This window comes from Nonomuraea sp. LP-02 (assembly GCF_036289125.1).
In the GTDB taxonomy this organism is placed as follows: domain Bacteria; phylum Actinomycetota; class Actinomycetes; order Streptosporangiales; family Streptosporangiaceae; genus Nonomuraea; species Nonomuraea bangladeshensis.
The window spans coordinates 5,927,027-5,950,100 of the sequence record NZ_JAXCLK010000001.1 but is presented as its reverse complement, the minus strand read 5'-3'; the positions used below and the strand labels follow the sequence as shown (position 1 = coordinate 5,950,100).

At 71.5% G+C, this 23,074-nt stretch carries 22 protein-coding genes; 17 read left to right on the top strand and 5 right to left on the bottom strand.

Features of this window, described 5'->3' with window-relative positions; genetic code table 11:
- The first annotated feature begins 19 nt into the window (after window positions 1–19).
- Genes SMD20_RS27885 through SMD20_RS27860 form a run of 6 tightly spaced genes read left to right on the top strand, consistent with a single transcriptional unit; the run spans window position 20 to window position 5,455 of the window.
- Window positions 20–748, top strand: a complete 729-nt coding sequence (locus SMD20_RS27885) for a sugar phosphate nucleotidyltransferase (RefSeq protein ID WP_329586655.1) — start codon at window positions 20–22, stop codon at window positions 746–748.
- On the top strand, window positions 745–1,614 hold the full coding sequence (locus SMD20_RS27880) for an NAD-dependent epimerase/dehydratase family protein (protein ID WP_329586652.1): 870 nt from the start codon (window positions 745–747) through the stop codon (window positions 1,612–1,614). The genes SMD20_RS27885 and SMD20_RS27880 overlap by 4 nt, the downstream gene beginning before the upstream one ends.
- Complete coding sequence (locus SMD20_RS27875; RefSeq protein ID WP_329586649.1) at window positions 1,611–2,513, top strand: endo alpha-1,4 polygalactosaminidase; 903 nt, start codon at window positions 1,611–1,613, stop codon at window positions 2,511–2,513. Before SMD20_RS27880 ends, SMD20_RS27875 begins: the two co-directional genes overlap by 4 nt.
- 1 nt (window position 2,514) lies before the next feature.
- Window positions 2,515–3,816, top strand: a complete 1,302-nt coding sequence (locus SMD20_RS27870) for a nucleotide sugar dehydrogenase (protein ID WP_329586647.1) — start codon at window positions 2,515–2,517, stop codon at window positions 3,814–3,816.
- Entirely contained in the window at window positions 3,813–4,766 is a 954-nt protein-coding gene (locus SMD20_RS27865) for an NAD-dependent epimerase/dehydratase family protein (RefSeq protein WP_329586645.1), read from the top strand. Before SMD20_RS27870 ends, SMD20_RS27865 begins: the two co-directional genes overlap by 4 nt.
- Window positions 4,763–5,455, top strand: a complete 693-nt coding sequence (locus tag SMD20_RS27860; protein WP_329586642.1) for a hypothetical protein — start codon at window positions 4,763–4,765, stop codon at window positions 5,453–5,455. Before SMD20_RS27865 ends, SMD20_RS27860 begins: the two co-directional genes overlap by 4 nt.
- A 25-nt stretch (window positions 5,456–5,480) precedes the next feature.
- On the opposite strand, the gene SMD20_RS27855 is transcribed toward SMD20_RS27860, so the two are convergent.
- The 4 genes from SMD20_RS27855 to SMD20_RS27845 form a co-directional block, all read right to left on the bottom strand.
- On the bottom strand, window positions 5,481–6,527 hold the full coding sequence (locus SMD20_RS27855) for a 2-oxoacid:ferredoxin oxidoreductase subunit beta (RefSeq protein WP_329586639.1): 1,047 nt from the start codon (window positions 6,525–6,527) through the stop codon (window positions 5,481–5,483).
- Window positions 6,520–8,364 carry a 2-oxoacid:acceptor oxidoreductase subunit alpha gene (locus SMD20_RS27850; protein ID WP_329586636.1) on the bottom strand — a complete coding sequence of 615 codons (1,845 nt, stop codon included), beginning with the start codon at window positions 8,362–8,364 and terminating at the stop codon, window positions 6,520–6,522. Before SMD20_RS27850 ends, SMD20_RS27855 begins: the two co-directional genes overlap by 8 nt.
- A 126-nt stretch (window positions 8,365–8,490) precedes the next feature.
- On the bottom strand, window positions 8,491–8,583 hold the full coding sequence (locus tag SMD20_RS48410; RefSeq protein WP_350778063.1) for a putative leader peptide: 93 nt from the start codon (window positions 8,581–8,583) through the stop codon (window positions 8,491–8,493).
- Window positions 8,584–8,616: 33 nt separating this feature from the next.
- On the bottom strand, window positions 8,617–10,290 hold the full coding sequence (locus tag SMD20_RS27845) for a polysaccharide deacetylase family protein (RefSeq protein WP_329586633.1): 1,674 nt from the start codon (window positions 10,288–10,290) through the stop codon (window positions 8,617–8,619).
- A 142-nt stretch (window positions 10,291–10,432) separates the two neighbouring features.
- Between SMD20_RS27845 and SMD20_RS27840 the strand changes: the two genes are divergently transcribed.
- The 5 genes from SMD20_RS27840 (at window position 10,433) to SMD20_RS27820 (ending at window position 13,984) form a co-directional block, all read left to right on the top strand.
- Entirely contained in the window at window positions 10,433–10,804 is a 372-nt protein-coding gene (locus tag SMD20_RS27840) for an NADH-quinone oxidoreductase subunit A (protein ID WP_329586630.1), read from the top strand.
- 51 nt (window positions 10,805–10,855) lie between these two features.
- On the top strand, window positions 10,856–11,386 hold the full coding sequence (locus tag SMD20_RS27835) for an NADH-quinone oxidoreductase subunit B (protein WP_329586628.1): 531 nt from the start codon (window positions 10,856–10,858) through the stop codon (window positions 11,384–11,386).
- The gene (locus SMD20_RS27830) at window positions 11,383–11,925 is read left to right on the top strand and encodes an NADH-quinone oxidoreductase subunit C (protein ID WP_329586625.1); all 543 of its coding nucleotides are present in this window, start codon (window positions 11,383–11,385) and stop codon (window positions 11,923–11,925) included. Before SMD20_RS27835 ends, SMD20_RS27830 begins: the two co-directional genes overlap by 4 nt.
- Window positions 11,926–11,945: 20 nt before the next feature.
- Window positions 11,946–12,887 carry an NADH-quinone oxidoreductase subunit NuoH gene (gene nuoH / locus SMD20_RS27825; RefSeq protein ID WP_329586622.1) on the top strand — a complete coding sequence of 314 codons (942 nt, stop codon included), beginning with the start codon at window positions 11,946–11,948 and terminating at the stop codon, window positions 12,885–12,887.
- A gap of 149 nt (window positions 12,888–13,036) precedes the next feature.
- Window positions 13,037–13,984, top strand: coding sequence for a hypothetical protein (locus tag SMD20_RS27820; protein WP_329586619.1), 948 nt, complete (start codon window positions 13,037–13,039; stop codon window positions 13,982–13,984).
- 10 nt (window positions 13,985–13,994) lie between these two features.
- Here SMD20_RS27820 and SMD20_RS27815 read toward each other — a convergent pair whose 3' ends face one another.
- Window positions 13,995–15,092 (bottom strand): serine/threonine-protein kinase, encoded by a 1,098-nt coding sequence (locus SMD20_RS27815; protein ID WP_329586616.1) that lies wholly within the window; start codon window positions 15,090–15,092, stop codon window positions 13,995–13,997.
- 394 nt (window positions 15,093–15,486) lie between these two features.
- Between SMD20_RS27815 and SMD20_RS27810 the strand changes: the two genes are divergently transcribed.
- Genes SMD20_RS27810 through SMD20_RS27785 form a run of 6 tightly spaced genes read left to right on the top strand, consistent with a single transcriptional unit; the run spans window position 15,487 to window position 22,975 of the window.
- Entirely contained in the window at window positions 15,487–16,608 is a 1,122-nt protein-coding gene (locus tag SMD20_RS27810; RefSeq protein ID WP_329586613.1) for a 4Fe-4S binding protein, read from the top strand.
- Window positions 16,605–17,258: an NADH-quinone oxidoreductase subunit J family protein gene (locus SMD20_RS27805; RefSeq protein ID WP_329586610.1), complete on the top strand. Its 654-nt coding sequence runs from the start codon at window positions 16,605–16,607 to the stop codon at window positions 17,256–17,258. Before SMD20_RS27810 ends, SMD20_RS27805 begins: the two co-directional genes overlap by 4 nt.
- Window positions 17,258–17,743 carry an NADH-quinone oxidoreductase subunit NuoK gene (nuoK, locus tag SMD20_RS48405; protein WP_442942507.1) on the top strand — a complete coding sequence of 162 codons (486 nt, stop codon included), beginning with the start codon at window positions 17,258–17,260 and terminating at the stop codon, window positions 17,741–17,743. Before SMD20_RS27805 ends, nuoK begins: the two co-directional genes overlap by 1 nt.
- Window positions 17,740–19,962 carry an NADH-quinone oxidoreductase subunit 5 family protein gene (locus tag SMD20_RS27795; RefSeq protein ID WP_329586608.1) on the top strand — a complete coding sequence of 741 codons (2,223 nt, stop codon included), beginning with the start codon at window positions 17,740–17,742 and terminating at the stop codon, window positions 19,960–19,962. Before nuoK ends, SMD20_RS27795 begins: the two co-directional genes overlap by 4 nt.
- Window positions 19,959–21,503 (top strand): complex I subunit 4 family protein, encoded by a 1,545-nt coding sequence (locus SMD20_RS27790; protein WP_329586606.1) that lies wholly within the window; start codon window positions 19,959–19,961, stop codon window positions 21,501–21,503. Before SMD20_RS27795 ends, SMD20_RS27790 begins: the two co-directional genes overlap by 4 nt.
- Window positions 21,500–22,975 (top strand): NADH-quinone oxidoreductase subunit N, encoded by a 1,476-nt coding sequence (locus tag SMD20_RS27785; RefSeq protein WP_329586603.1) that lies wholly within the window; start codon window positions 21,500–21,502, stop codon window positions 22,973–22,975. The genes SMD20_RS27790 and SMD20_RS27785 overlap by 4 nt, the downstream gene beginning before the upstream one ends.
- Window positions 22,976–23,074: the final 99 nt, after the last annotated feature.

The window sequence follows — 23,074 nt, the reverse complement described above, 5'->3', positions numbered from 1 at the left end:
ATCGACCGGGAGGCTTCCCATGCACGTCGTCATCCTCGCAGGCGGCAAAGGAGTGCGGCTGCGGCCGTACACCTCGGCGCTGCCCAAGCCCCTGGTGCCCATCGGGGAGGAGTACGCGATCCTCGACATCATCCTCCGGCAGCTCACCAGCCAGGGTTTCACCCGGGCCACGCTCGCGGTCGGCCACCTCAGCCCGCTCATCCGCGCGTTCGTGGGCGACGGCTCCCGCTGGGGACTCCAGGTGGACTACACCGAGGAGGTCACCCCGCTGTCCACGATCGGGCCGCTCTTCCCGATCAGGGACCGGCTGCCCGAGCACTTCCTGGTGATGAACGGCGACGTCCTCACCACGCTCAACTACGCCGGGCTGCTGGCGAGGCACGTCGAGGCCGGCGCGCCGCTGACCGTGGCGACCTCCCCGCGGGTCGTGAAGATCGACTTCGGGGTGCTGGAGACGAGCGGCGGCCAGATCACCAGCTTCAGGGAGAAGCCGCTGCTCAGCTACCTGGTCAGCATGGGCGTCTACGCCCTGTCGCGCGACACCATCGCCCACTACCCGGAGGGGATGCCGTTCGGCTTCGACGAGCTGGTGCTCGACCTGCTCGCCCAGGGCCGGCAGCCGGGCTGCTTCGAGTTCGACGGCTACTGGCTCGACATCGGCCGCCCCGACGACTACGACGAGGCCAACGCCCGGTTCGAGGAGATTCGCTCGCTGCTGCTGCCGACAGATCGGGAAAGGGTTCGATGAGCACGGTCGTCGTCTTCGGAGCCACCGGCTTCCTGGGCCGCCCGGTGGCCGAACTGCTGGCGGGCGATCCGCGGGTGTCCCGCCTGATCTGCCCGCGCCGGGCCGAGCTCGACCTGCTGGCCGCCGCCCCCGCCGACGTGGCCGACCTGCTGGGCGAGAGCCGCCCGTCGATCGTGCTCAACTGCGTCGGCCGGATGTCCGGCCGCTACGACGAGCTGATCCGCGGCAACGCCGGGGTCACCGCCGTGCTGCTGGAGGCCCTGGCCGCCGCCGCGCCGCGCGCCCGGCTGGTCCGGCTCGGCTCGGCCGCCGAGTACGGCCCCGCCCTCCCCGGCACCACCCAGCGGGAGGACGGCCCTGCCCGCCCCACCGGCGCGTACGGCATCAGCCACCTGGCCGGCACCCTGCTGGTCGAACGCGCCCGCGAGGTGGACGCGATGTCCCTGCGCGTCTTCAACCCTGTCGGCCCCGGGGTGTCCGCCGCCAACGTGCTCGGCCGGGTCCGCGACCTGATCAGGGCCGCGACCGGCGACATCGAGCTGGGCCCGCTCGACGCCACCCGCGACTTCGTGGACGTGCGCGACGTCGCCGCGGCGGTGGTCGGCGCCGCCTTCGCCGACGACCCCGCCGAACGGGTGATCAACGTCGGCAGCGGCCGGCCCGTGCCCGTCCGGCAGGCGGTCAAGCTGCTCGCCGCGGCGAGCGGGTTCACCGGCGAGATCCGGGAGAGCGCCCCCGAGTCCGGCCGCTCCGACACCAGCTGGAGCCAGGCCGACACCGGGCGGGCGCTGCGGGTGCTCGGCTGGCGGGCCACCGTCCCGCTGACCGACTCGATCAAGGCCATGACGGCGGAGGAGGGCGCGTGAGGAGGCTCTGGACGGCCGTGATGCTGGCCGGCCTGCCGGTCGCGCTCACGTCCTGCGCGCCCCGCGTCCCGCTGACCGAGGTGCGCTCCTTCACCTACGTCCTGCAGAACTACCCCGGCGGCCGGCTCGACGCGGTCGCCCGCGCGCCGCACCAGCTCGCCATCGTGGACCTGTCCCGCGACGGCACCACGGCCGGCTACTTCTCCGCCAAGGAGGTCGCCAAGGTCCGGGACGCCGGCAAGACCGTCCTCGCCTACTTCGAGATCGGCAGCATCGAGCGCTTCCGCACCGAGGCCCGCACCCTGCCCGCCGACCTGCGGCTCAACCGCTGGCTCGACTGGCCGGAGGAGCACTTCGTGCGCTACTGGGACTCCCGCTGGTGGGACCTCGTGCTGCGGCCGCGCGTCGACCAGGCGCTGCGGGCCGGGTTCGACGGGGTCTACCTCGACACGCCGCTCGCGTACGAGGAGATCCACCTCGACCGCGTGCCCGGCGAGACCCGCGCGAGCCTCGCCCGCCGGATGAACGAGCTGATCGTCAAGATCAGCAGGTATGCCAAGAAGGTGCGCCCCGGATTCCTCATCGTCCCGCAGAACTCGCCCGAGCTGCGCCTCCAGCCCGGCTACGTCGAGGCGATCGACGGCATCGGCATGGAGGAGCTGTTCTTCCGCGCCACCGGCCGGCCGTGCACCACCGGCTGGTGCGCCGAGAACCTGGCGCACGCGCTCGCCCTGCGCAAACTCGGCAAGGCCGTGCTCGCCACCGACTACGCCACCCGCCCGGCCGACGTGGCCGCGGCCTGCGCCCGCTACCGCCGCCACGGCATCGCGGGCAACGTCACCGTGGTCGACCTCGACCGCGTCAGTCCCCTCTGCACCGTCGCGAAAGAAGGAGCTTGAGATGCCGAAGACCGTCGGCGTGATCGGCATGGGCTATGTGGGCCTGACGCTGACCGCCGCCCTGGCCCGCAAGGGGTACGTCGTGCACGGCATGGACGCGAACCCCCGCGTGGTCGAGGCGCTGTCCAACGGCCGGATCCACGTGTACGAACCCGGCGTGCAGGAGGCGTTCGCCGAGCACCTCGGCAGCGCCATCACCGTCTCCGACCGGCTGCCCGAGACGCCGCTCGACGCCGCGATCCTGTCCGTCTCCACGCCCGTGGACCTCGCGTCGGGCCGGCCCGACCTGCGCAACCTGGCCGCCGCCGCCGAGCACGTCGCCGCCACCTGCCGGCCGGGCACGCTCGTCGTGGTCCGCAGCACCGTCCCGATCGGCACCTCCCGCTCCGTCGTGCTGCCCGCGCTCGCCGCCCGCTGGGGCGACGACGTCCGGCTCGTCATGGCGCCCGAGCGCACCATCCAGGGCCAGGCGCTGCGCGAGCTGGTCGAGCTGCCCCAGGTCGTCGGCGGGCTCGACGAGGAGAGCCTGCGGGCGGGCGCCGAGCTGTTCGCCGGCCTCGCCGAGCAGGTCGTGCCGGTGTCCGGCCTGGAGACCGCCGAGATGGTCAAGCTGTCCAACAACTGCCACACCGACCTGATTTACGCCTTCGGCAACGAGCTGGCGCTCATCGCCGAGCAGCACGGCCTCGACCCGCTGGAGGTCATCAGGGCCGCCAACCTCGACTATCCCCGGCCCGACCTGGCCAAGCCCGGGTACGTCGGTGGCGGCTGCCTGTCGAAGGACCCGTACCTGATGATCGCGAGCACGCGGCGGCCGCCGTACCTGGTGGACCGGGCGCGGGCGCTCAACGAACGGCTGCCCGCGCACGTCGCCGAACGGATGGTCGAGCTGATCCGCGAGAGCGCCGGACGCACCGAGGGGGTGCGGCTGTCGGTGCTGGGCTGGGCGTACAAGGGCTGGCCGGCCACCGACGACATGCGCGGCACGCCCATCGCCGAGATGATGCCGCTCTTCCGCGCCGTCGGCCTGACCGTGCTCGGCCACGACCCGCTCGTCCCCGACGACGTCATCCGCGAGTACGGCGGCGAGCCCGTCAGCCTGGACAAGGCGTTCGCCGACGCCCACGCCGTCCTCGTGATCAACGACCATCCCGACTACCGCGGGCTGGAGGTCGAGTCCCGGCTCGCCACCTCCGGGGTGCGGGTGGTGTTCGACTCCTGGCGCATCCTGGACGAGGCGGCGATCACCCGGCACGGCGTCCGCTACGCCGGCATCGGCTACCTCGCGGAGGAGCGGGCATGAGGGCGCTGTTGCTGGGCGGGGCCGGCTTCATCGGGCTGCACCTGGCCCGCCGGCTGCTCGCCGACGGGCACGAGGTGACCGTCGTGGACGACTTCTCGCGGGGGCGGCGCGACGACGCGCTCGCCGGGCTGGCCGTCGAGGTGCGCTCGGCCGACCTCACCGACCCGGCCGCGTACGACGCGCTCGAACCCGGCTGGGACCAGGTGTTCATGCTGGCCGCCGTCGTCGGGGTGCGCAACGTCGAGTCCGACCCGGCCCGGGTGCTCCGGGTCAACACGCTGGCCCTGATGCACCTGCTGGACTGGATGGGGCCGGGACGCGGGCGGCTGTTCTTCGCCTCCACCAGCGAGGCGTACGCCGGGGCGGTCAGCACCGGGCTGGCCGCCGTGCCGACCTCCGAGGACGTCCCCCTCGTCATCGAGGACGTGGGGTCGGCGCGGCACACGTACGCGATCAGCAAGCTGCTCGGCGAGGCCGCGGTGCTGCACACCGCGCGGGCCAAGGGGTTCGAGGCGGTCATCGGCCGCTTCCACAACGTCTACGGCCCCCGCATGGGCGCCGACCACGTCATCCCCGAGCTGTCGCTGCGGGCCGAACGCGGCGAGGACCCGTTCACCCTCTACGGCGCCGACCAGAGCCGCGCCTTCTGCCACGTGGACGACGCCGTCGAGGCGGTCGTCCGGCTCATGGCCGCGCCGCGGGCGGCGGGCCGGATCGTGCACATCGGCAACGACGCCGAGACCAACATCGGCGACCTGGCCAAGCTCGTCCTGCGGATCGCGGGGACGCACCCGGAGATCCGGCACGTGCCCGCGCCCCCCGGCTCGGTCGCGCGCCGCTGCCCCGACCTCACGCTGCTGCGCGAGCTGACCGGGTACGAGCCGCGCGTCGCCCTGGAGGACGGCGTCCGCCGGACCTACGCCTGGTACCGGGAGTCGTGGACCGGATGACGCAGCCCATCGCGTTCTACTACGGGGCGGGGGAGCTGGAGCGGCTGTCCGGCTTCGACAAGGTCGTGCTCCAGGCGGACTTCTACCGCCCGGACGAGCTCGACCTGCTGCGCGGGCGCGGCACGCAGACCCTCGGCTACCTGTCGCTGACCGAGGACGCGGGGCCGCCCGCGCCGTGGCACCGCGCCGAGCACAACCCCGACTGGGGCGGCGCGTTCGTCCACACCGGCGACCCCCGCTGGGTGGCGCACGTGGTGGAGCAGGCCCGCACGGCGATCGGGAAGGGCTTTCGCGGGCTGTTCCTCGACACGCTCAACATCGAGCAGACCTACCCCGAGGACCTGCCGCACCTGCTCTACCTCATCGCCGCCATCCGCGAGGAGACGCAGCCGGAGTATCTGCTGGCCAACCGGGGCTTCGGGCTGCTGCCGCAGCTCGCCGACCTGGTGGACGGCGTGCTGTTCGAGTCGTTCTCGGCCCGCTGGGTGGACGCCGGCCGCTACGCGCCCTGGCCGGACGACGTGCTGGAGGTCCACGCCTCCGTGGCCGAGCGGCTGCTCGGCCTCGACGTGGACCTCTACGCACTCGACTACGCCGACAACGACGAGCTGTGCGACTTCGCGCGCCGGCGGGCGCGCGAGTTCGGGATGCTCTGCTTCGTCAGCGACAGGGTGCTGTCGCGGATCTGAGCCGTCGGCTGGTCGGTTGACGCGGCTAGTTGATGCGCCAGGTGTCGCCGCCCAGCAGCAGCTCGCTCAGGTCGCCGGGGCCCTGCCGCTCGGCCGCCTCGTCGAGCTGCTCGGCCATCAGCATCTCGTAGGAGGGCCGGTCGACGCTGCGGAAGATGCCGATCGGGACGTGCTCGAAGGCGGGCTCGTCCAGGCGGGACAGGGCGAAGGCGAGGCTGGGGTCGGGGTTGTGCACGTCGTGCACGAGGATCTGGTCCTCGGTCACGCTCGCGCGGGGCACGACCTCGATGCCGCCGTTGGCGCCGCGGACCACGGCCTTGGTGGCGCTGGCGATCGGCTGCCCGTGCTCCAGGCGCAGCGTGATGTCGTCGCGCAGGCCCGGGTCCTTGAGCGGCTCGAAGGCGTTGTCGTTGAAGATGTTGCAGTTCTGGTAGATCTCGACCAGGGAGGTGCCGCGGTGGGCGGTGGCCTCCCGCAGGACCGACTGCAGGTGCTTGCGGTCGGAGTCGATGGTCCGGGCGACGAAGGAGGCCTCGGCGCCGATGGCCAGCGAGATCGGGTTGAACGGCTTGTCGAGCGAGCCCATCGGCGTCGACTTGGTGATCTTGCCGACTTCGCTCGTGGGGGAGTACTGGCCCTTGGTCAGCCCGTAGATCCGGTTGTTGAACAGCAGGATGTTGAGGTTGACGTTGCGGCGCAGCGCGTGGATGAGGTGGTTGCCGCCGATGGACAGGGCGTCGCCGTCGCCGGTGACGACCCAGACGCTGAGGTCGGGGCGGGAGGCCGCCAGACCCGTGGCGATGGCGGGGGCACGGCCGTGGATCGAGTGGAAGCCGTAGGTGTTGAGGTAGTAGGGGAAGCGGGAGGAGCAGCCGATGCCGGAGATGAAGGCGATGTTCTCCCGCTTGAGCCCGAGCTCGGGCAGGAAGGACTGGACGGCGGCGAGGATCGCGTAGTCGCCGCAGCCGGGGCACCAGCGCACTTCCTGGTCGGACTTGAAGTCCTTCAGGCCCTGCTTGACGTCGGTCTTCGGGACCAGGCTGAGGCCCCTGCCGTTGACGAGCTCAGTCACTGTCGATCACGTCCTGGATGACTCCGGCCAGCTCCTCGGCCTTGAACGGGAGCCCGCGCACACGGTTGTAGCTGATGACGTCGACGAGGTAGCGCGCGCGCAGCAGCAGCGCGAGCTGGCCCAGGTTGATCTCGGGCAGCAGCACCTTGTCGTAGCGCTTGAGCACCTCGCCGGTGTTGGCCGGCAGGGGGTTGAGGTGGCGCAGATGGACCTGGGCGACCTTGCCGCCGCCCGCCCTGATGCGGCGCGCGGCCGCGGCGATCGGCCCGTAGGTCGAGCCCCACCCGACGACCAGCACCTTCGCGTCGCCGTCGGGGTCGTCCACGACCAGGTCGGGGACGTCGATGCCGGCGATCTTGGCGGCCCGGGTGCGGACCATCAGGTCGTGGTTGTCGGGGTCGTAGGAGATGTTGCCGGTGCCGTCGGCCTTCTCGATGCCGCCGATCCGGTGCTCCAGCCCGGCGGTGCCGGGGATCGCCCACGGCCGGGCGAGGGTCTCGGTGTCCCGCTTGAACGGCAGGAACGTGCCGTCCTCGCCGTTGGGGGCGGTGGTGAACTCCTGCGAGATGTCCGGCAGGTCGGACACCTCCGGCAGCCGCCACGGCTCGGAGCCGTTGGCGAGGTAGCCGTCGGAGAGCAGCATGACCGGGGTGCGGTACTTCACCGCGATCCTGGCCGCCTCGATGGCGGCGTCGAAGCAGTCACTCGGCGACATCGGCGCCACGACCGGCACCGGGGACTCGCCGTTGCGGCCGAACAACGCCATCAGCAGGTCGGTCTGCTCGGTCTTGGTCGGCATGCCGGTGCTCGGCCCGGCCCGCTGCACGTCCACGATGATCAGCGGCAGCTCGGTGGTGACCGCGAGGCCGACCGTCTCGGCCTTCAGCGCCACACCGGGGCCGGAGGTGGTGGTCACGCCGAGCGCGCCGCCGAACGCGGCCCCGAGCGCCGCGCCGACGCCGGCGATCTCGTCCTCCGCCTGGAAGGTGCGGATGCCGAACCGCTTGTGCTTGGACAGCTCGTGCAGGATGTCGGAGGCCGGCGTGATCGGGTAGGAGCCCAGGAACAGCGGCAGCTTCGCCTGCACGCTCGCGGCGATCAGGCCGTAGGCGAGGGCCTGGTTGCCGGAGATGTTGCGGTAGACGCCGGGCGCGAGGCGGGCCGGCTTGACCTCGTAGGAGACCGAGAACGACTCGGTGGTCTCGCCGTAGTTCCAGCCCGCCTGGAAGGCCGCGATGTTGGCCTTGGCGATCTCGGGCTTCTTGGCGAACTTGTTCTCCAGGAACTTGATCGTGTGCTCGGTCGGCCGGTGGTAGAGCCAGCTCAGCAGGCCGAGGGCGAACATGTTCTTGGAGCGCTCGGCGTCCTTCTTGGACAGGTCGAAGCCTTCGAGCGCCTTGACCGTGAGCGAGGTCAGCGGGACCGCGTGCACCCGCCACTCGGCCAGCGAGTCGTCCTCCAGCGGGTTGGTGGCGTAGCCGACCTTCTGGAGGTTGCGCTTGGTGAACTCGTCGGTGTTGGCGATGATGTCGCTGCCCCTGGGCAGGTCGCCGAGGTTGGCCTTGAGCGCCGCCGGGTTCATCGCGACCAGCACGTTGGGCGCGTCGCCCGGCGTGAGGATGTCGTGGTCGGCGAAGTGGAGCTGGAAGCTCGACACGCCGGGAAGGGTGCCCTGAGGGGCGCGGATCTCGGCCGGGAAGTTGGGCAGCGTCGACAAGTCGTTGCCGAACTCCGCCGTGCCCGCCGTGAATCGGTCGCCGGTGAGCTGCATGCCGTCGCCGGAGTCGCCGGCGAACCGGATGATCACGCGGTCGAGTTGCTGGACCTGCTTTGCCACAGCCGCTCAGTCCTCCTCGACGCGCCGGGGCGCGGTTGCATTGGGCGCGTTCTCTGTTTCCATGCTAGATCCTCGGAAGGGTCACGCGTTTGCAAGCCGCCGAACGCGGGTAAACGCGGTGGGAAGTCAGGGTGAGATCGGAGAACGACGACGACACAGCCCGGACGCGAGCCTGCAGAGGTCAACATGCAGGCGGGCGAACAGGACAGTACGGGTCACGAGCGCCAACTATACGTCCCTCCGACCCGTGGGCTACGTCAGGGGCTGCTTGCGGGACGGCTCACTCCCTGACCTGTACAGGCGGCCGGCCTGCATGCCGGCCGGTCCGTACAACTCTGGAACGGTGACGAAGGTGTAACCCTTCCCGCGCAACCGCTTGAGGATTTCCGGGACCGCGGCCACGGAGTCCCGGTGGATGTCGTGCAACAAGATGATCGCACCCGGATGCGCGCCGCGCACGCTTCTGTCCACGATGTCCTGTGTCGCGCCGCCCTGCTGGTCGAAGGCGTCGACGTCCCAGGTCACCAGCGGGAAGCCCTGATCCCTCGCCACGTTGCGCAGCATCCCGCTCACGGCCCCGTACGGCGGCCGGACCAGCGTCGGGGCCTGGCCGATGACCGCGGCCACCGCGTCGCGGGTGCGCTCCAGCGAGTCGGCGATCTTGGCGGTGCCCGGCTTCGACAGGTCCGTGTGCGACCAGCTGTGGTTGCCGACGAGGTGGCCCTCGTCGCTCATGCGGCGCAGCAGCTCCGGCTGGGCGGCCGCGTTGGCGCCGACGACGAAGAAGGTCGCGCGGGCGTTCTCGCGCTTCAGGATGTCGAGGAGCTCGGCGGTGTGGGGGCCGGGGCCGTCGTCGAAGGTCAGGGCCACGCACTTGGTCGCGGCGCAGTTCACGGTGCCGGCGCGGTTGCTGACGGCGGCGGGGGAACGCGGCGGCGCGGCGAACGGACCGCCGGGCGTGTCGTTCTGCGGGCTCTCGGGGGTGTCGTCGGGCGTGTCGTTCTGAATACCGCCGGGCGTGTCGTTCTGCGAGGTGCCCGGTGTGTCGCTGGGCGTGTCGTTCTGCGAGGTGCCGGGCGTGTCGTTTTGCGGGCTGTCCTGCCTGTCACCGGGTGTGTCGGCGGATCGTGGTGCGGCGCTGGTGGCGCGGCCGCTGTGGGCGGTGCCGTCGAGGGTGGCCTGCTGGGCCCGGTGGCCGAGCTCCGACAGCAGCGGGGCCGCCCGCCCCGCGGGCACGGCCACCGCGAGCCGCCCGAGCCGGCACGGCGTGAGCTGGCAGTCGTCGAACTCGACCACCAGGTCACCGGCGCGGTTGAAGGCCATCGAGTCGAACTGGTCGCCGTCGGCCGTGACGGCGTCCCGCTCGACCTGCGCGCCGCGGTCCTTGAGCTGCTCCTTGACCAGCGTCGCCAGCCGCCGCCTGGCGTCGTCGCCGGCGAGCAGGCCGGTGGAGCCGGTGGTCCTGCCTGAGCGGGGGTCGTACCAGAGCGTGCGGGTGGAGTTCTCCCAGCGCGCGCCCGTGAACTCGCCGGTACGCAGCCGCACCCCGACCGCGTCGGGGGAGGCGGCGGCGAGCTGCCATTCGACGTTCAGCTCGGGCCGCGAGGCGGAGATCTCGTCGCCGGTCCGCGTACGGAAGTCGCGAAGCTGCCGCTGCGCCTGCTCGCGCAGCGCCGTGGCGAGCGCGGGCGCGCCGGCCAGCGAGGGATAGGTGATGTGCACGTACCGCGATCCGTGGAAGGCGTGGCCCTCGGTGACCGTCTCGGTGGACAGGCCGGAGACGGCCGCCGGGTCGACGAAGTCGATCATCGTCGGCTCTGCCGGGACCAGGACGTTCCGCTCGGGGCCGGCGGCGGCGGCGAGGCCGCACCCGCCGGTGGAGAGGACCAGCAGAGCGATTCCGAAGGCGAATCGCTTGTTGTGCATGAATGTCACATTATGGTGTTGATCAAGCTGTTTGTGACGATTTGTAGGGATGTGGCGGGGACTTTGACGGGTCTTGGGTTTAGCCGCCCCTCGACGGACGCGGGCCCTGGGTTCCGTGGACGCGCCGGGCTACGATCGCCTCATGGACGGCTATTTCGGGTCGTACGTGCTGGTCGCCGCGCTGTTCGCCATCGGTGTCGCCATCGTGGCGGGGGCCCTCATGGCCAACCGCCTGCTCCGCCCGACCCGTCCCACGCCCGACAAGCTGACCACGTACGAGTGCGGGGTCGACCCCGTCGGCGAGGGCTGGGCGCAGTCGCAGGTCCGCTACTACGTCTTCACCTACCTCTACGTCGTCTTCGCCGTGGACGCCGTCTTCCTCTTCCCCTGGGCCACGATCTTCGACGCGCCCGGCTACGGGCCGGCGACGCTCGCCGAGATGTTCGTCTTCCTCGGCTTCATCGCGCTCGGCATCGTCTATGCCTGGCGCAAACGTGTGCTCACCTGGACCTGAAGTCCCGGGGTCGCCTTTGCGGCGCGCCCGATAAGCGCGAGAATGGTTGACATGGCAGCGACGGATCTCCCGATGCCCACCGTGGGCCCGGTCTCGCGGCTGGCGCCCAAGCCGATGCGCTTCGTGCTCAACTGGGGCCGCCGCTACTCCCTGTGGGTGTTCAACTTCGGGCTGGCCTGCTGCGCCATCGAGTTCATCGCGACCTCCATGAGCCGGCACGACTTCATCAGGTTCGGGGTCATCCCGTTCGCCAACGGGCCGCGCCAGGCCGACCTCATGATCGTCTCGGGCACGGTCACCGACAAGATGGCGCCCGCCGTCAAGCGCCTCTACGAGCAGATGCCCGACCCCAAATACGTCATCTCGTTCGGCGCCTGCTCCAACTCCGGCGGGCCCTACTGGGACTCCTACTGCGTGACGAACGGGGTCGACCAGATCATCCCCGTCGACGTCTACGTCCCCGGCTGCCCGCCCCGCCCCGAGGCCCTGCTCCACGGCATCATGAAGCTGCAGGAGAAGATCGCCGGCGAACGACTGAGCGACCGCTACGTGTGGTCCAGGTCGCACGGGGAGGAGGTGTGACCGGCCTTCTCGCCCGGCATTTCGGCGACCGGGCGCTCATCACCGAGTCCTACGGCGAGACCACCGTCGACGTCGCGCCCGCCGACTGGATCGAGCTGCTCACCTTCGCCCGCGACGACCTCGGCCACGTCTTCTTCGACTGGCTGACCGGCGTCGACGAGCCGCCCGACACCTTCATGATCGTCGCCCACGTCTACAACCCGGCCGACCGCGAACGCCTGCTGCTGCGCACCGGCGTCCCGCGCGCCGACCCCCGCCTGCCGAGCGCCGTCGGCGTCTACCGGGGGGCCGACTGGCACGAGCGCGAGACGTACGAGATGTTCGGCGTCGTCTTCGAGGGCCACCCCAACCTCGTGCCGTTGCTCCTGCCGGACGGCTTCGAGGGCCATCCGCTGCGCAAGGACTTCGTCCTCGCCGCCCGCGTCGCCAAGGCGTGGCCCGGCGCGAAGGAGCCGGGGGAGTCCGGCCACGGAGCGCCGAGCCGCCGCAAGACCCTGCCGCCGGGTGTACCCGCCGATTGGGGCATGCCGCCCACCTGACCCCCGCTGGGAGCCGCCCGATGCTGCACGTGGTGCTGAGCTTCGCCGTCATCATCGTCGTGTTCCTGGTGCTGCCGCTGATCGTCGGGCAGACCGAGCACAAGGTCATGGCCCACATGCAGTCGCGCCTCGGCCCCATGTACGCGGGCGGCTTCCACGGCTGGGCGCAGCTCATCGCCGACGGGGTGAAGTTCGCCCAGAAGGAGGACGTCATCCCGGCCGCGGCCGACCGCCGCATCTTCATGATCGCGCCGGGGGTGGCGCTGGTGCCATACCTGGTCGTGCTCGTCGTCATCCCCTTCGACCGCGACTTCGTGGCCGTGGACCTCGACCTCGGGCTGTTCTTCGTGCTGGCGGTCATGGGCGTGGGCGTGCTGGGCGCGATCATGGCGGGCTGGGCGTCGGCGAACAAGTACTCCGTGCTCGGCGGCATGCGCGCGGCGGCCCAGCTCATGTCGTACGAGCTGCCGCTGGTCCTCGCGGCCTCCTCGGTCGCGATGGCCGCCGGCACGCTGTCGATCCCCGGCATCGTCGAGGCGTGGCAGTGGTGGTGGCTGCCGTGGCAGGCGGTCGGGGGCGTGGTGTTCTTCGTGGCCGGGCTGGCTGAGCTGCGACGGCCGCCGTTCGACATGCCGATCGCCGAGTCCGAGATCATCATGGGGCCGATGACCGAGTACACCGGCATGCGCTTCGCGCTGTTCATGCTCGCCGAGTACGCCGGGATCGTCGTGCTGTCCTTCCTGACCGCCGTGCTGTTCCTGGGCGGCTGGCACGGGCCGTTCCTGCCGGGGTGGCTGTGGACGCTGCTGAAGGTGTTCGCGCTGGCGTTCGTGGTGATCTGGCTGCGGGTGACGTATCCGCGGCTGCGCGAGGACCAGCTGCAGAAGCTCGCGTGGGTGGTGCTGGTGCCGCTGGCGCTGGGACAGCTCGCCCTGACCGGAGTGGTGAAGGTCCTGCTCTGAAATCCTCCCGCCGCGGACCGGCCCCGACGTGCCATCCTGAAAGAGGACGAACGAGCGGGGAACGGGGGCGGTGAAGCCGCTCGCGGCAATCGTTGAAGTGCACGGCTCACGGGGTGATGGGTCGTGCCGGCTCAGGGGGTGGCGGCGAAGTGCACGAACTCGTCCCGGCGACCGGCGCGACAGCCGGGGGCAAGCGCCCTCAACTCGCGATGACCGCCGACGCGGGCATCCTGACCGTCACCGACCGCACGTCCGGGGAGACGGTCGAGGTCAAGCCCGCCGCCCTCTACCTCTATCGCTACGAACGCCCCGGTTCCTCCGAGGAGCTGTACGGCGTCGCCGCCCTGGACGCCGACGGCCTCGTCCTGCTCGACCTGCCCGGCGGCTGGCACATGCCCAGCGTGAAGGACCTCGCCGCACAGGCCGGGATTCCGGTGTCGGAGAGCCGCTACCAGAGCCCCGCCCGGATCGGCGTGAACCTCGCCGCCCGCGCCCCCTGCTGGCGGCGCTTATCCGGCCTGCCCCGCCGCCGCTTCACGGCGGTGCACAAGGTCGCGGTCGCCGGCACGGGCGTGGCCGGCCTGGCCGTGATGACGATCCTGGCCGTCAACGGCATGTGGTTCGCCTGGCGCGGCGTGGCCACCCTGGGCCGGATCCTCGTCGATCTGCTGGAGGTGAAGTGGCTGTTCCTCGGCTTCTTCAGCCCGCTCCTCCTGGTGATGCGTCCCATCACCGGGCGGCTGCACCGCTGGCGGGTGGGGCAGGGCTCGATCGTCGGCCCGCCGTCGGGGCCGTACCTGGTGGGCCGGCAGCCCAGAACCCTGGAGGTCGTCGGGGGCGAGCAGACCCTCGCCACCCTGCGCCGGGGCCGCGCGCCCGGCCTGGCCGCCGGCCTGCTCCTCTACCGCCACGAGGACCTGACCGGCCTGTTCATCCTGGACAGCCTCGGCAAGGCCCTCCACCACCTGCCCGGCCCGTGGCCGGCGGCCGACCTCGACCGCTTCGCCAAGCGCAACGACCTGACGCTGGCGGTGCACGGGTTGACGCACGACGAGTACACAACCCTCGCCAAGTCCACCAAATCCGCCACTCCCTGACGCGGCTGCTTCAGTGGATGATGGCCAGCATCACGTCCGAAGCCGACGGGCGTTCGTCCGGCCGCTTGTTGAGGCACGACCCCACAATTCCCCGCAACCCCGGCGGCAGCGGCGACAGATCCGGGTGAACAGTGAGCACCCGGTTGAACACCGCCGGCACCGTGTCCTCCCCGAACGCCGGCCGCCCCGTGGCCGCGAACATCATCGTCACCGCCCAGCTGAAGACGTCCGAGGCCGGACCCACTGCCTCGCCCGTGAGCTGCTCTGGCGACATGTAGGGCGGTGTCCCCACCATTTTCCCGGCCGTCAGCGTCACCTGGTCGAGCCCGCGCGCGATCCCGAAGTCGATCACCCGTGGCCCGTCCGGCCCGATGAGCACGTTGCTCGGCTTGAAGTCCCTGTGGACGACGCCCGCCTTGTGGATGGCCGCCAGCGCCCCGGCTGTGGATAACGCCAGCCGCGTCAGCCCGTCCTCGTCCCGGGGCCCGTGCTTCTTGACCAGTTGCTCCAGCGATGGCCCGTCCACGAACTCGCTCACGATGTACGGGAATCGTCCGCTGATGTCGACGTCCAGGACCCGGGCTGTGGAAAACGTCGCCACCCGCCGCGCCGCCTCGACCTCACGCGCGAACCTGGCCCGCGCCGTCTCGTCCACAAGGTCATGCAGCACCTTGACGGCGACTCGCGTCCCGTTGGGGGCCGCCGCGAGATAGACCGCCCCCTGCCCACCCCGCCCGAGCGACCTGAGAACCCGGTAGTGCCCGATCCACTCCGGCTCGCCGGGCCGGCGCTGGTAGGTGGGCTCGGTGCTGCGCTGCTGAATGTTCACGGGCGGCGGCGTCGCGTGCTGGCCACCCATGCCCTGAACCCGCCGTTGATCCCCCATCACCGGCATGTGCCGCTGACCGCCCATGGGAGACACCTGCGTCGGACGCTGATGCAGGGGCGGATACATCGGCGGACGCAGCCGCGCCCGCACCATCTTCGGCACCAGCACCGCCGAATGGACGACGCCGCCGAACCACGCCACGACCAGCCCCACCGACACCAGGAAGTCGAGCGGCTGCGGGATGTCCTCGATGTTGTCGTAAGAGAGCGCGCCGATCACGAAGGAGCCGATGCAGACGAGGTAAACCGAGGCGGCGACGGCCTGGAGGGCACTCCGCAGCCAGTACGCGGCGAACCCGATGGTGAACGGGGTCGCCAGCCCGCACGTCAAGAGAGGCAGGCAGGCCCACACGACGGCGGCCGCCCACGCCCCTCCGCTCGGACGGACTGCTTGGCTGTGCTGCATGGCGGGAAGACTATCGCCCCGTCGTGGTTCATACCGGGCATGCGCTCAGCTTGTGGATAACCACCCCTCATTCTGTGGATGGCTGTGGAAAACCTGGGGACAACACCCCCGCTCATTCACGTGCGCGCCTACTTGCGCCATGATGTTGAACATGGGGCGAATACCGGGAGTGGGACTGGTGAAGGGACTGTCCATCACCCTTCGCCACATGCTGCGCAAATCCGTCACGCAGCAATACCCCGAGGTCAAGCCCGCCCTCCCGCCCCGCAGCCGAGGCGTTATCGCCCTGGTTGAGGAGAACTGCACCTCTTGCATGCTGTGCGCCCGGGAATGTCCGGACTGGTGCATCTACATCGACTCCCACAAAGAGACCGTCCCGGCTCCCGAAGGCGGTCGTCCGCGCCAGCGCAACGTCCTCGATCGGTTCGCCATCGACTTCGCCCTGTGCATGTACTGCGGCATCTGCATCGAGGTCTGTCCCTTCGACGCGCTCTTCTGGTCCCCGGAGTTCGAGTACGCCGAGGGCGACATCCGCAACCTCCTGCACGAGAAGGACCGGCTGAGCGCCTGGACGCAGACCGTCCCGCCGCCGCCGTCCCACGACCCGGGCGCCGAACCCCCGAAGGAGCTCACGGCCGCCCCCCGCCGCCCCGCCGGCCGAGCGACCCCGGGCACCCCTGCCGACCGCCCCGAACGAGGAACGCGCGACGCGAAGACGGCGCAGGCGCCCGCACCCACCGGCACGCCCGTTACCGGCCCCGCAACGCCGCCGCCGGCCGCCACTCCCCAAGCTCCCTCCGGCGGCCCCCGTACTGACGCGGCCCCACCCCAGCAGCCGGACACGAGCACCGGCAGCACGGGCACCGGCGGCACAGGCACCGCAGGCGTGGAAGGCCCGCAGTCGCCCGCCGCTGCCCAGCCGCCCACAGCCGCTCCGGCTTCGGACGCCGAGCCCGGCGGCCAAGGCCAGGAGCCGGAGGCAGGCACCTCGGAAAGGCCCCAACGCCCTCGCCGCGCCATGTCCAACGTGCGTGGCATCCGCCCGCCCGGCGCCCTCCCAGCCCGCCCCGCAGGCGACACCCCCGCGCCCCCAGCCGGCGACGAGGAGCCCCAGGGGGCGTCCCAGCCCTCCGGCGAGCCGTCATCCACAGGCGGCCCGACCGAAGAAGAGTTGTCCACAGGTTCGGGCGAGACGCAATCGGAGCCCGATCCGCAGGAGCAGACTGCTGCTCCGAGCCCTCGCCGGCGCCGGATGGCCGACCCCCGGTCCATCCGACCACCCGGCAGGCTCGGCCCTGACGAGCCGAAGGAGCCTGAGGAGGAGTCGTGACCGAGGCAGTGCCCTCCTACCTGTCACCCACAGGGCAAGAAATCGTCTTCTTGCTGCTGGGCGCGGTAGCGGTCGGATCGGCGCTGCTCGTTGTCACGACCAGGCAACTGGTCCATGCCGCCCTCTGGCTCGTGGTCTGCTTCGGCGCCCTGGCGGGCTGCTATCTCGTGCTGACGGCCGAGTTCGTGGCCTGGGTGCAGGTGCTCATCTACGTGGGCGCGATCGTGGTGCTGCTGCTGTTCGGCATCATGCTCACGCGCGCCCCGATCGGCCGCTCCGCCGACCTCGACAGCGGCAACCGCATCGTCGCGGCCGTGGTCGCGCTCGCCACCGCGGCCATCCTGGTCACGGTCGTCATCGACGGCTTCCGTACGGCGTACACCCCGCTCGAACCCGGTGCCGGTGCGGCGAAGGAGCTGGGTGCGAGCATCTTCGCCACGTGGGTGCTGCCGTTCGAGGCGCTGTCCGTCCTCCTGCTCGCCGCGTTGATCGGCGCGATCGTCCTGTCCCGTACCGACATCCCGGGCGGATCGCCGCCGACGGGCCCGGCGCCTCCGGCAGGCCCGGTCACCGGCGGGGCCGATCCGCCTGTCCGAGGCGATCCCGCACCCCCTGACCGCCCATCCGACCAGACGAGCGGGGGCCAATAGTGCACATCGTCTATCCGGCGGTCGTCTCCGCGCTGTTGTTCTCTATCGGTGTCTACGGCGTGCTGGCCCGCCGCAACACGATCCTCGTGCTCATGTCGGTCGAGCTGATGCTCAATGCCGTCAACCTCAATCTGGTCGCGTTCGACGTCTGGCTGGCGGATCGCCTGCACAGCGGTCAGGTTCTCACTCTCTTCGTCATCGTCATCGCGGCGGCCGAGGTCGGGCTGGGCCTGGCCATCGTCCTGGCGCTCTACCGCAACCGCCGTACGGTCGATCTCGACCACCTCCGCGACCTGGCCGAGCCCGCGAACGCCGCCGGTCAGCAGCAAGAGGATCCAGAGGCGGACGGCCTCACCGGCACAGCCCGAGAGGCGCCGCAGCCGGTCCACGTCGCCGCGCCTCAGGGAGCGGCGGGAGGAGAAGCCCAGGCTGAAGGGGGCGGCGGGGGCGGGCAGGCGGTCAGGCGAGAGAGGGGCACGCTGTGACAACGTTCCCGCTGTCGGCCGTCCTGCTGCCCTTCGTCGCCGCCTTCGCGGGATTGCTGCTCAGCCGCTGGCCGCATCGCCGTCCGCCCGCGCGGTTCGCTCCGTCCATGCCGTCAGCGCCGTCCGTGCGGTCCGCGGACGAATCCGCCGAAGGGCGCTCTGCGGACGAATTCGCCGAAGGGCGGTCCGCGGGTGACTCCCCCGACGAGCGGTCCCCCGACGAGCGGTCCGTGAGCGGATCCGCCGACGAGTGGTCCGTGAGCGGGTCCGCCGATGAGCGGTCCGTTGGCGAACCCGCCGATGAGCGGTTCGCGGACGCACACCCAGACCCGCACTCACCCGGCGCGTGGGCGTCCGACGAGTGGCCGGACCCCGAGGAGGCCGCCCAGGAGGCCGGTGCCAGAGCGGCCGACAGGCGGGCCAACATCCGGGCCGCCTGGATCGCGATCATCCCCACTGCCGTCTCCGCCGTCCTGGCGGCCTGGCTCGCCTGGGACCGAGGGTTCGCGTTCCTGAACAACCCGGGCGCGGGCGCGGGCACGCCGACCGGTCAGACCTACGGCACGATCACCACCGGCGGCATCCCGATCTCGCTGACCCTCCAGGCCGACAACCTGTCCGCCATCCTCGGCGTCCTGGTCACCCTCGTGGCCCTGGCCGTCCAGGTCTACTCGGTCGGCTACCTCGCCGACGATCCCCGCTACCCCTCCTACAGCGCGTTCATCAGCCTGTTCACCAGCGCGATGCTCCTGGTGGTCTACGCCGGCGACCTCCTGGTCCTGTACGTCGGCTGGGAGATCATGGGCCTCTGCTCCTACCTCCTCATCGGTCACTGGTGGGAGGACAGAGGCAACTCGCGGGCCGCGGTCAAGGCGTTCCTCGTGACCCGGCTCGGCGACGTCGGCTTCCTGTTCGGCATCTTCGTGCTGGGCGCGGCCGCGGGCAGTTTCCGCGTCGCCGACGTCCTGGCGAAGGTGCCGGAGATGTCCCAGGCGACGCTCGTGACCGCCACGCTGCTCCTGCTGGCGGGAGTGGCGGGCAAGAGCGCGCAGGTCCCGCTGCACACCTGGCTCCCCGACGCGATGGCAGGACCGACGCCGATCAGCGCCCTCATCCACGCCGCCACCATGGTCGCCGCCGGCATCTTCATCGTGGCGCGGCTCTTCCCCGCCTTCCTCGCCGCGCCGCCGACGATGGACGTGCTGGCGGTGCTGGCCGCCGTCGGCATGCTGGGCGCGGCCCTCGCCGCCCTCGCCCAGGACGACCTGAAACGCGTGCTCGCCTACTCCACGATCAGCCAGCTCGCGTACATGGCGGGCGGCCTCGCGGCGGGCTCCGACACGGCGGCGATCTTCCATCTGCTGACGCACGGCGCGTTCAAGGCGCTGCTGTTCCTCTGCGCGGGCGTGGTGATCCACCACGTCGGCTCCAACCTCATGACCCGGATGGGCGGTCTGCGCCGCGAGCTGCCGGTCACGTTCGCCACGATGACGATCGGCCTGGCCGCCCTCATGGGCATCCCGCCGGCCAGCGGCTTCTTCAGCAAGGACGCGGTCCTCGCCGCCATGGACGACGCCGTGACCACCGGCACGCTCACCGACGCCGCGGCCCTGCTGCTGTACGCCTGCGCGCTCGCCACCGTGGCCGTCACCGGCGCGTACGCGACCAGGGCCTGGCTGCGCACGTTCTTCGGCCAGGCCAGGGCGGTGCCGATGCCGCTGCCCGAGCCGCCGCCCGGCACGGCCCACGTCGTGGACGTCACCGAGGCCCCGAGGACGATGCTCGTCCCCGTCGTCATCCTCGCCGTGCCCGCCCTCCTGCTGGGCCTGGCCGGCGGGCTGCACGTGGACGTCGGCGTGGCCGTGGTCGGCGTGGTGCTCGCGCTGCTCGGCGCCGGAGCGGTCTACGCGTTCTGGCGCATGGACCCGCTCGCCGACCCGGCCCGCCTGCTCGGCCCGCTCCGGGGGCCCTGCGAGCAGGCGTTCTACGTCGACCGAGGCTACGCCGCGCTGTTCGTCCGACCGGTCCTGGCCCTCGCCAGGCTGGTGGTGCGGACGGACGACACGGTCGTGGACGGCGCGGTGCGCGGCTCAGGCCGGACGGCGCGCGGCCTGGCGGGCGTGCTGCGCCTGGCCCAGAACGGCAACGTCCAGCTCTACGTGAGCGGCCTGCTCGCGGGTGTCCTGCTGATCGCGGTGGGGGCGGTGGTGTTCACGTGACCGGGACGGGATGGCTGCCGCCCGCGCTGCTGGCCGTGCCGCTGCTCGGGGCGCTCGGCCTCGTCGTACTCCCGCACGTCCTCCGGCCGGTGCTGCGCGCGTACGGGCTGGTCCTGTCGGGTGTGACGCTGGCGCTGGCCGCGCTGCTGGTGGCGATGTTCGACTACGGGCGGCCGGCGAGCCCGCAGTTCGAGCTGGACGTGCCGTGGATCCCCGGCCTCGGTCTCCGCCTCCACCTGGGGATCGACGGGATCTCGTTGCCGCTGGTCGCGCTGACGGCGCTGCTGACGTTCCTGTGCTTCGGTTACCTTTCCTGGGGGCGCGCCCGCGCCGGCGAGTTCCTGAGCGCCCGGCCGCGCGCGCTGGTGTTCACGCTGCTGGTGCTCGAAGTCGGCATGATCGGCACATTCCTCGCCCTCGACCTGCTCCTCTTCTTCGTCTTCTTCGAGATCGTGCTCGTCCCGATGTACTTCCTGATCGGCATCTGGGGCGGCGAGGGCAGGCGGGCCGCGTCGATCAAGTTCATCCTCTACACCCTGCTCGGCTCGGTCGTGATGCTGCTCGGCCTGCTGCTGGTATGGGCACAGACCGGGACGCTCGACATCGAGGCGCTGGCCGCGGCCCACGGCAGCGGGATGGCCAGATCGGTCCAGATCCTCGCGTTCGTGGCGATCGGGATCGGCCTGGCCGTCAAGACCCCCATGTGGCCGCTGCACACCTGGCTGCCCGACGCGCACACCGAGGCGCCCACGACGGGCTCGGTGCTGCTGGCCGGCGTGCTGCTCAAGATGGGCACGTACGGCTTCGCCAGGATCGCCATCCCCGTCCTGCCCGAAGGCGCGCTGGCCGTCGCGCCGTGGCTGGGCGCGTTCGCCGTGGTCGGCATCGTGTACGGCGCGCTCGCCTGCCTGGCCCAGCGCGACCTCAAACGCATGATCGCCTACTCCTCGGTCGGCCACATGGGCTTCGTCCTGCTGGGCTTCGCCACCCTCACGCCCACCGGCATCAACGGCGCACTCTTCGCGAACGTCGCCCACGGCCTGATCACCGGCCTGCTGTTCTTCCTGGCCGGCGCGATCAAGGACCGCTACCACACGGCCGACATGACGGCGCTCGGCGGCGGCCTGCTGGTCACGCTGCCGCGCCTGGGCTCGGTGCTGACGTTCGCCGCGATCGCCTCGCTCGGGCTGCCGGGGCTGGCCGGGTTCTGGGGGGAGATGCTGGCGCTGCTCGGCGCGTTCCAGCCGGCGGACGGTCTGCCGCGCGGGCTGTTCCTGACGTACATGGTGATCGGCGGGCTGGGCGCGGTGCTGACGGCCGCGTACTTCCTGGTCATGCTCTCCCGCGTCACCCACGGCCGGCCGCCGCCGCTCCCCGCCGCCCGGCTCACCGCCACCGTCGCGCACCGTGACGTCCGGCCGTACGAGCTGCTCGCCTGGACCCCGCTCGTGGCCCTCATCCTGCTGTTCGGGCTCTGGCCGGGCCTCCTGCTCACCCTCACCACCCCGGCCGTCCAGACCCTGCTGGGAGCCCTGCCATGAGCCAGCAGATCGACTACTTCGCGATCGCGCCGCCGCTCGCGCTCGCCGTCACGGCCGCACTGGTGCTCCTGCTGGACGCGTTCCTGCCGCACCGCCCCCGTACGCGGGCCGCGCTGGGCCTGGTCACGCTGGCCGGCGTCCTGGTGTCCCTGGGCTTCGTCGTCGCGCAGGCGATGGCGGGCCGGACCCTCGGCACGTTCTGCGTCCCGCCCGCCCTGGCCAGGACGGGAGGCCCGCCCCCGTGCTCGTACGTCGTGGACGGCTTCACGCTCGTCCTCGCGGGCCTCGTGCTGGCCGCCGCCGTGGTGATCGTGCTGATGTCGATGACGGAGCTGGCCGGCGGCGGCATCCCGGCAGGGGAGTGGCACTTCCTCCTGCTGTGCACCCTGGTGGGCGCGGTGACCCTGCCCGCCTCCCGCGACCTGGTCATGCTCGTGGTCGCGCTCGAACTCGTCTCGCTGCCGGTCTTCGCCCTCACCGCGCTGAAACGCTACGACGGCCGCGCCTCCGAGGCCGCGGTGAAGCTGTTCGTCGTGTCCGTGGTGTCCACGGCGGTGATGTTGTTCGGCGTGTCCCTCCTGTACGGGATGACGGGCACCGTCCACCTGTCGGGCCTGGCCGCGCAAACCCAGGCTGCGGCGCCGGTCGTCACGGTCGGGGTCGTGCTCGTCGTCGCCGGGTTCGGCTTCAAGATCGCCGCGGTGCCGTTCCACGCCTGGGCGGCCGACGTCTACCAGGGCGCCCCGGTCCCCGTGGCCGCGTTGCTGTCGGCCGTGTCGAAGGCGGCCGGGTTCGCCGGGCTCATCCTGGTCCTCGCCACGGCGCTCCCCGGGCAGGCCGGCACCTGGGGCCCCGTCGTGGCGATCCTCTCGGCGCTGACCATGACGGCGGGCAACCTGCTGGCCCTGCGCCAGCGCTCGGCCGTACGCCTGCTGGCCTGGTCCTCCGTCGCGCAGTCCGGCTACGTCCTGGCCCCGCTCGCCGTCACCGGGGCCATCGGGGCGCGGGAGGCCGTCGGCGCGTCCGTCGCCTACCTCGTCATCTACGCGGCCATGAACCTCGGCGCCTTCGCCGTCGTCCTGCTGGTCGCGAGGACCGCCGGGCGCAACGAGCTCGACGACTACCGCGGCCTCGCCTTCCGCAGCCCGGCGGCGGGCATCGCGCTCGCGTTCTGCCTGGTCTGCCTGGCGGGCCTGCCGCCGGGCCTCGCGGGGCTGTTCGCCAAGGTGTTCGTGTTCCGGGCGATCGTCGAGGGCGGGCTGGGCTGGCTGGCGCTGGTCATGGCGGTCAACACGGTGATCGGGCTCTATTACTACGCGGTGTGGGCCGCCCGCCTGTTCACCCCGGATGCGCGGGCGCCTGTCGCGCTGCGTGCCGCTCCCGCGCTCTGGCCCGCGACGGGCCTGGCGGTGGCGGTCGCGATCGTGTTCTCGCTCGCCCCGCAGCTCGTCCTCGACCTGGCCGGGTTGTGACGCGCGGGGTCGCGCTCCGCCCTCGGCTGAGCACGCCGGGGAACGAAGAGCCGGGTCGTCTTCGTTGGAGGTGGTGAACCCAGAGCACGAAGGGGGAGC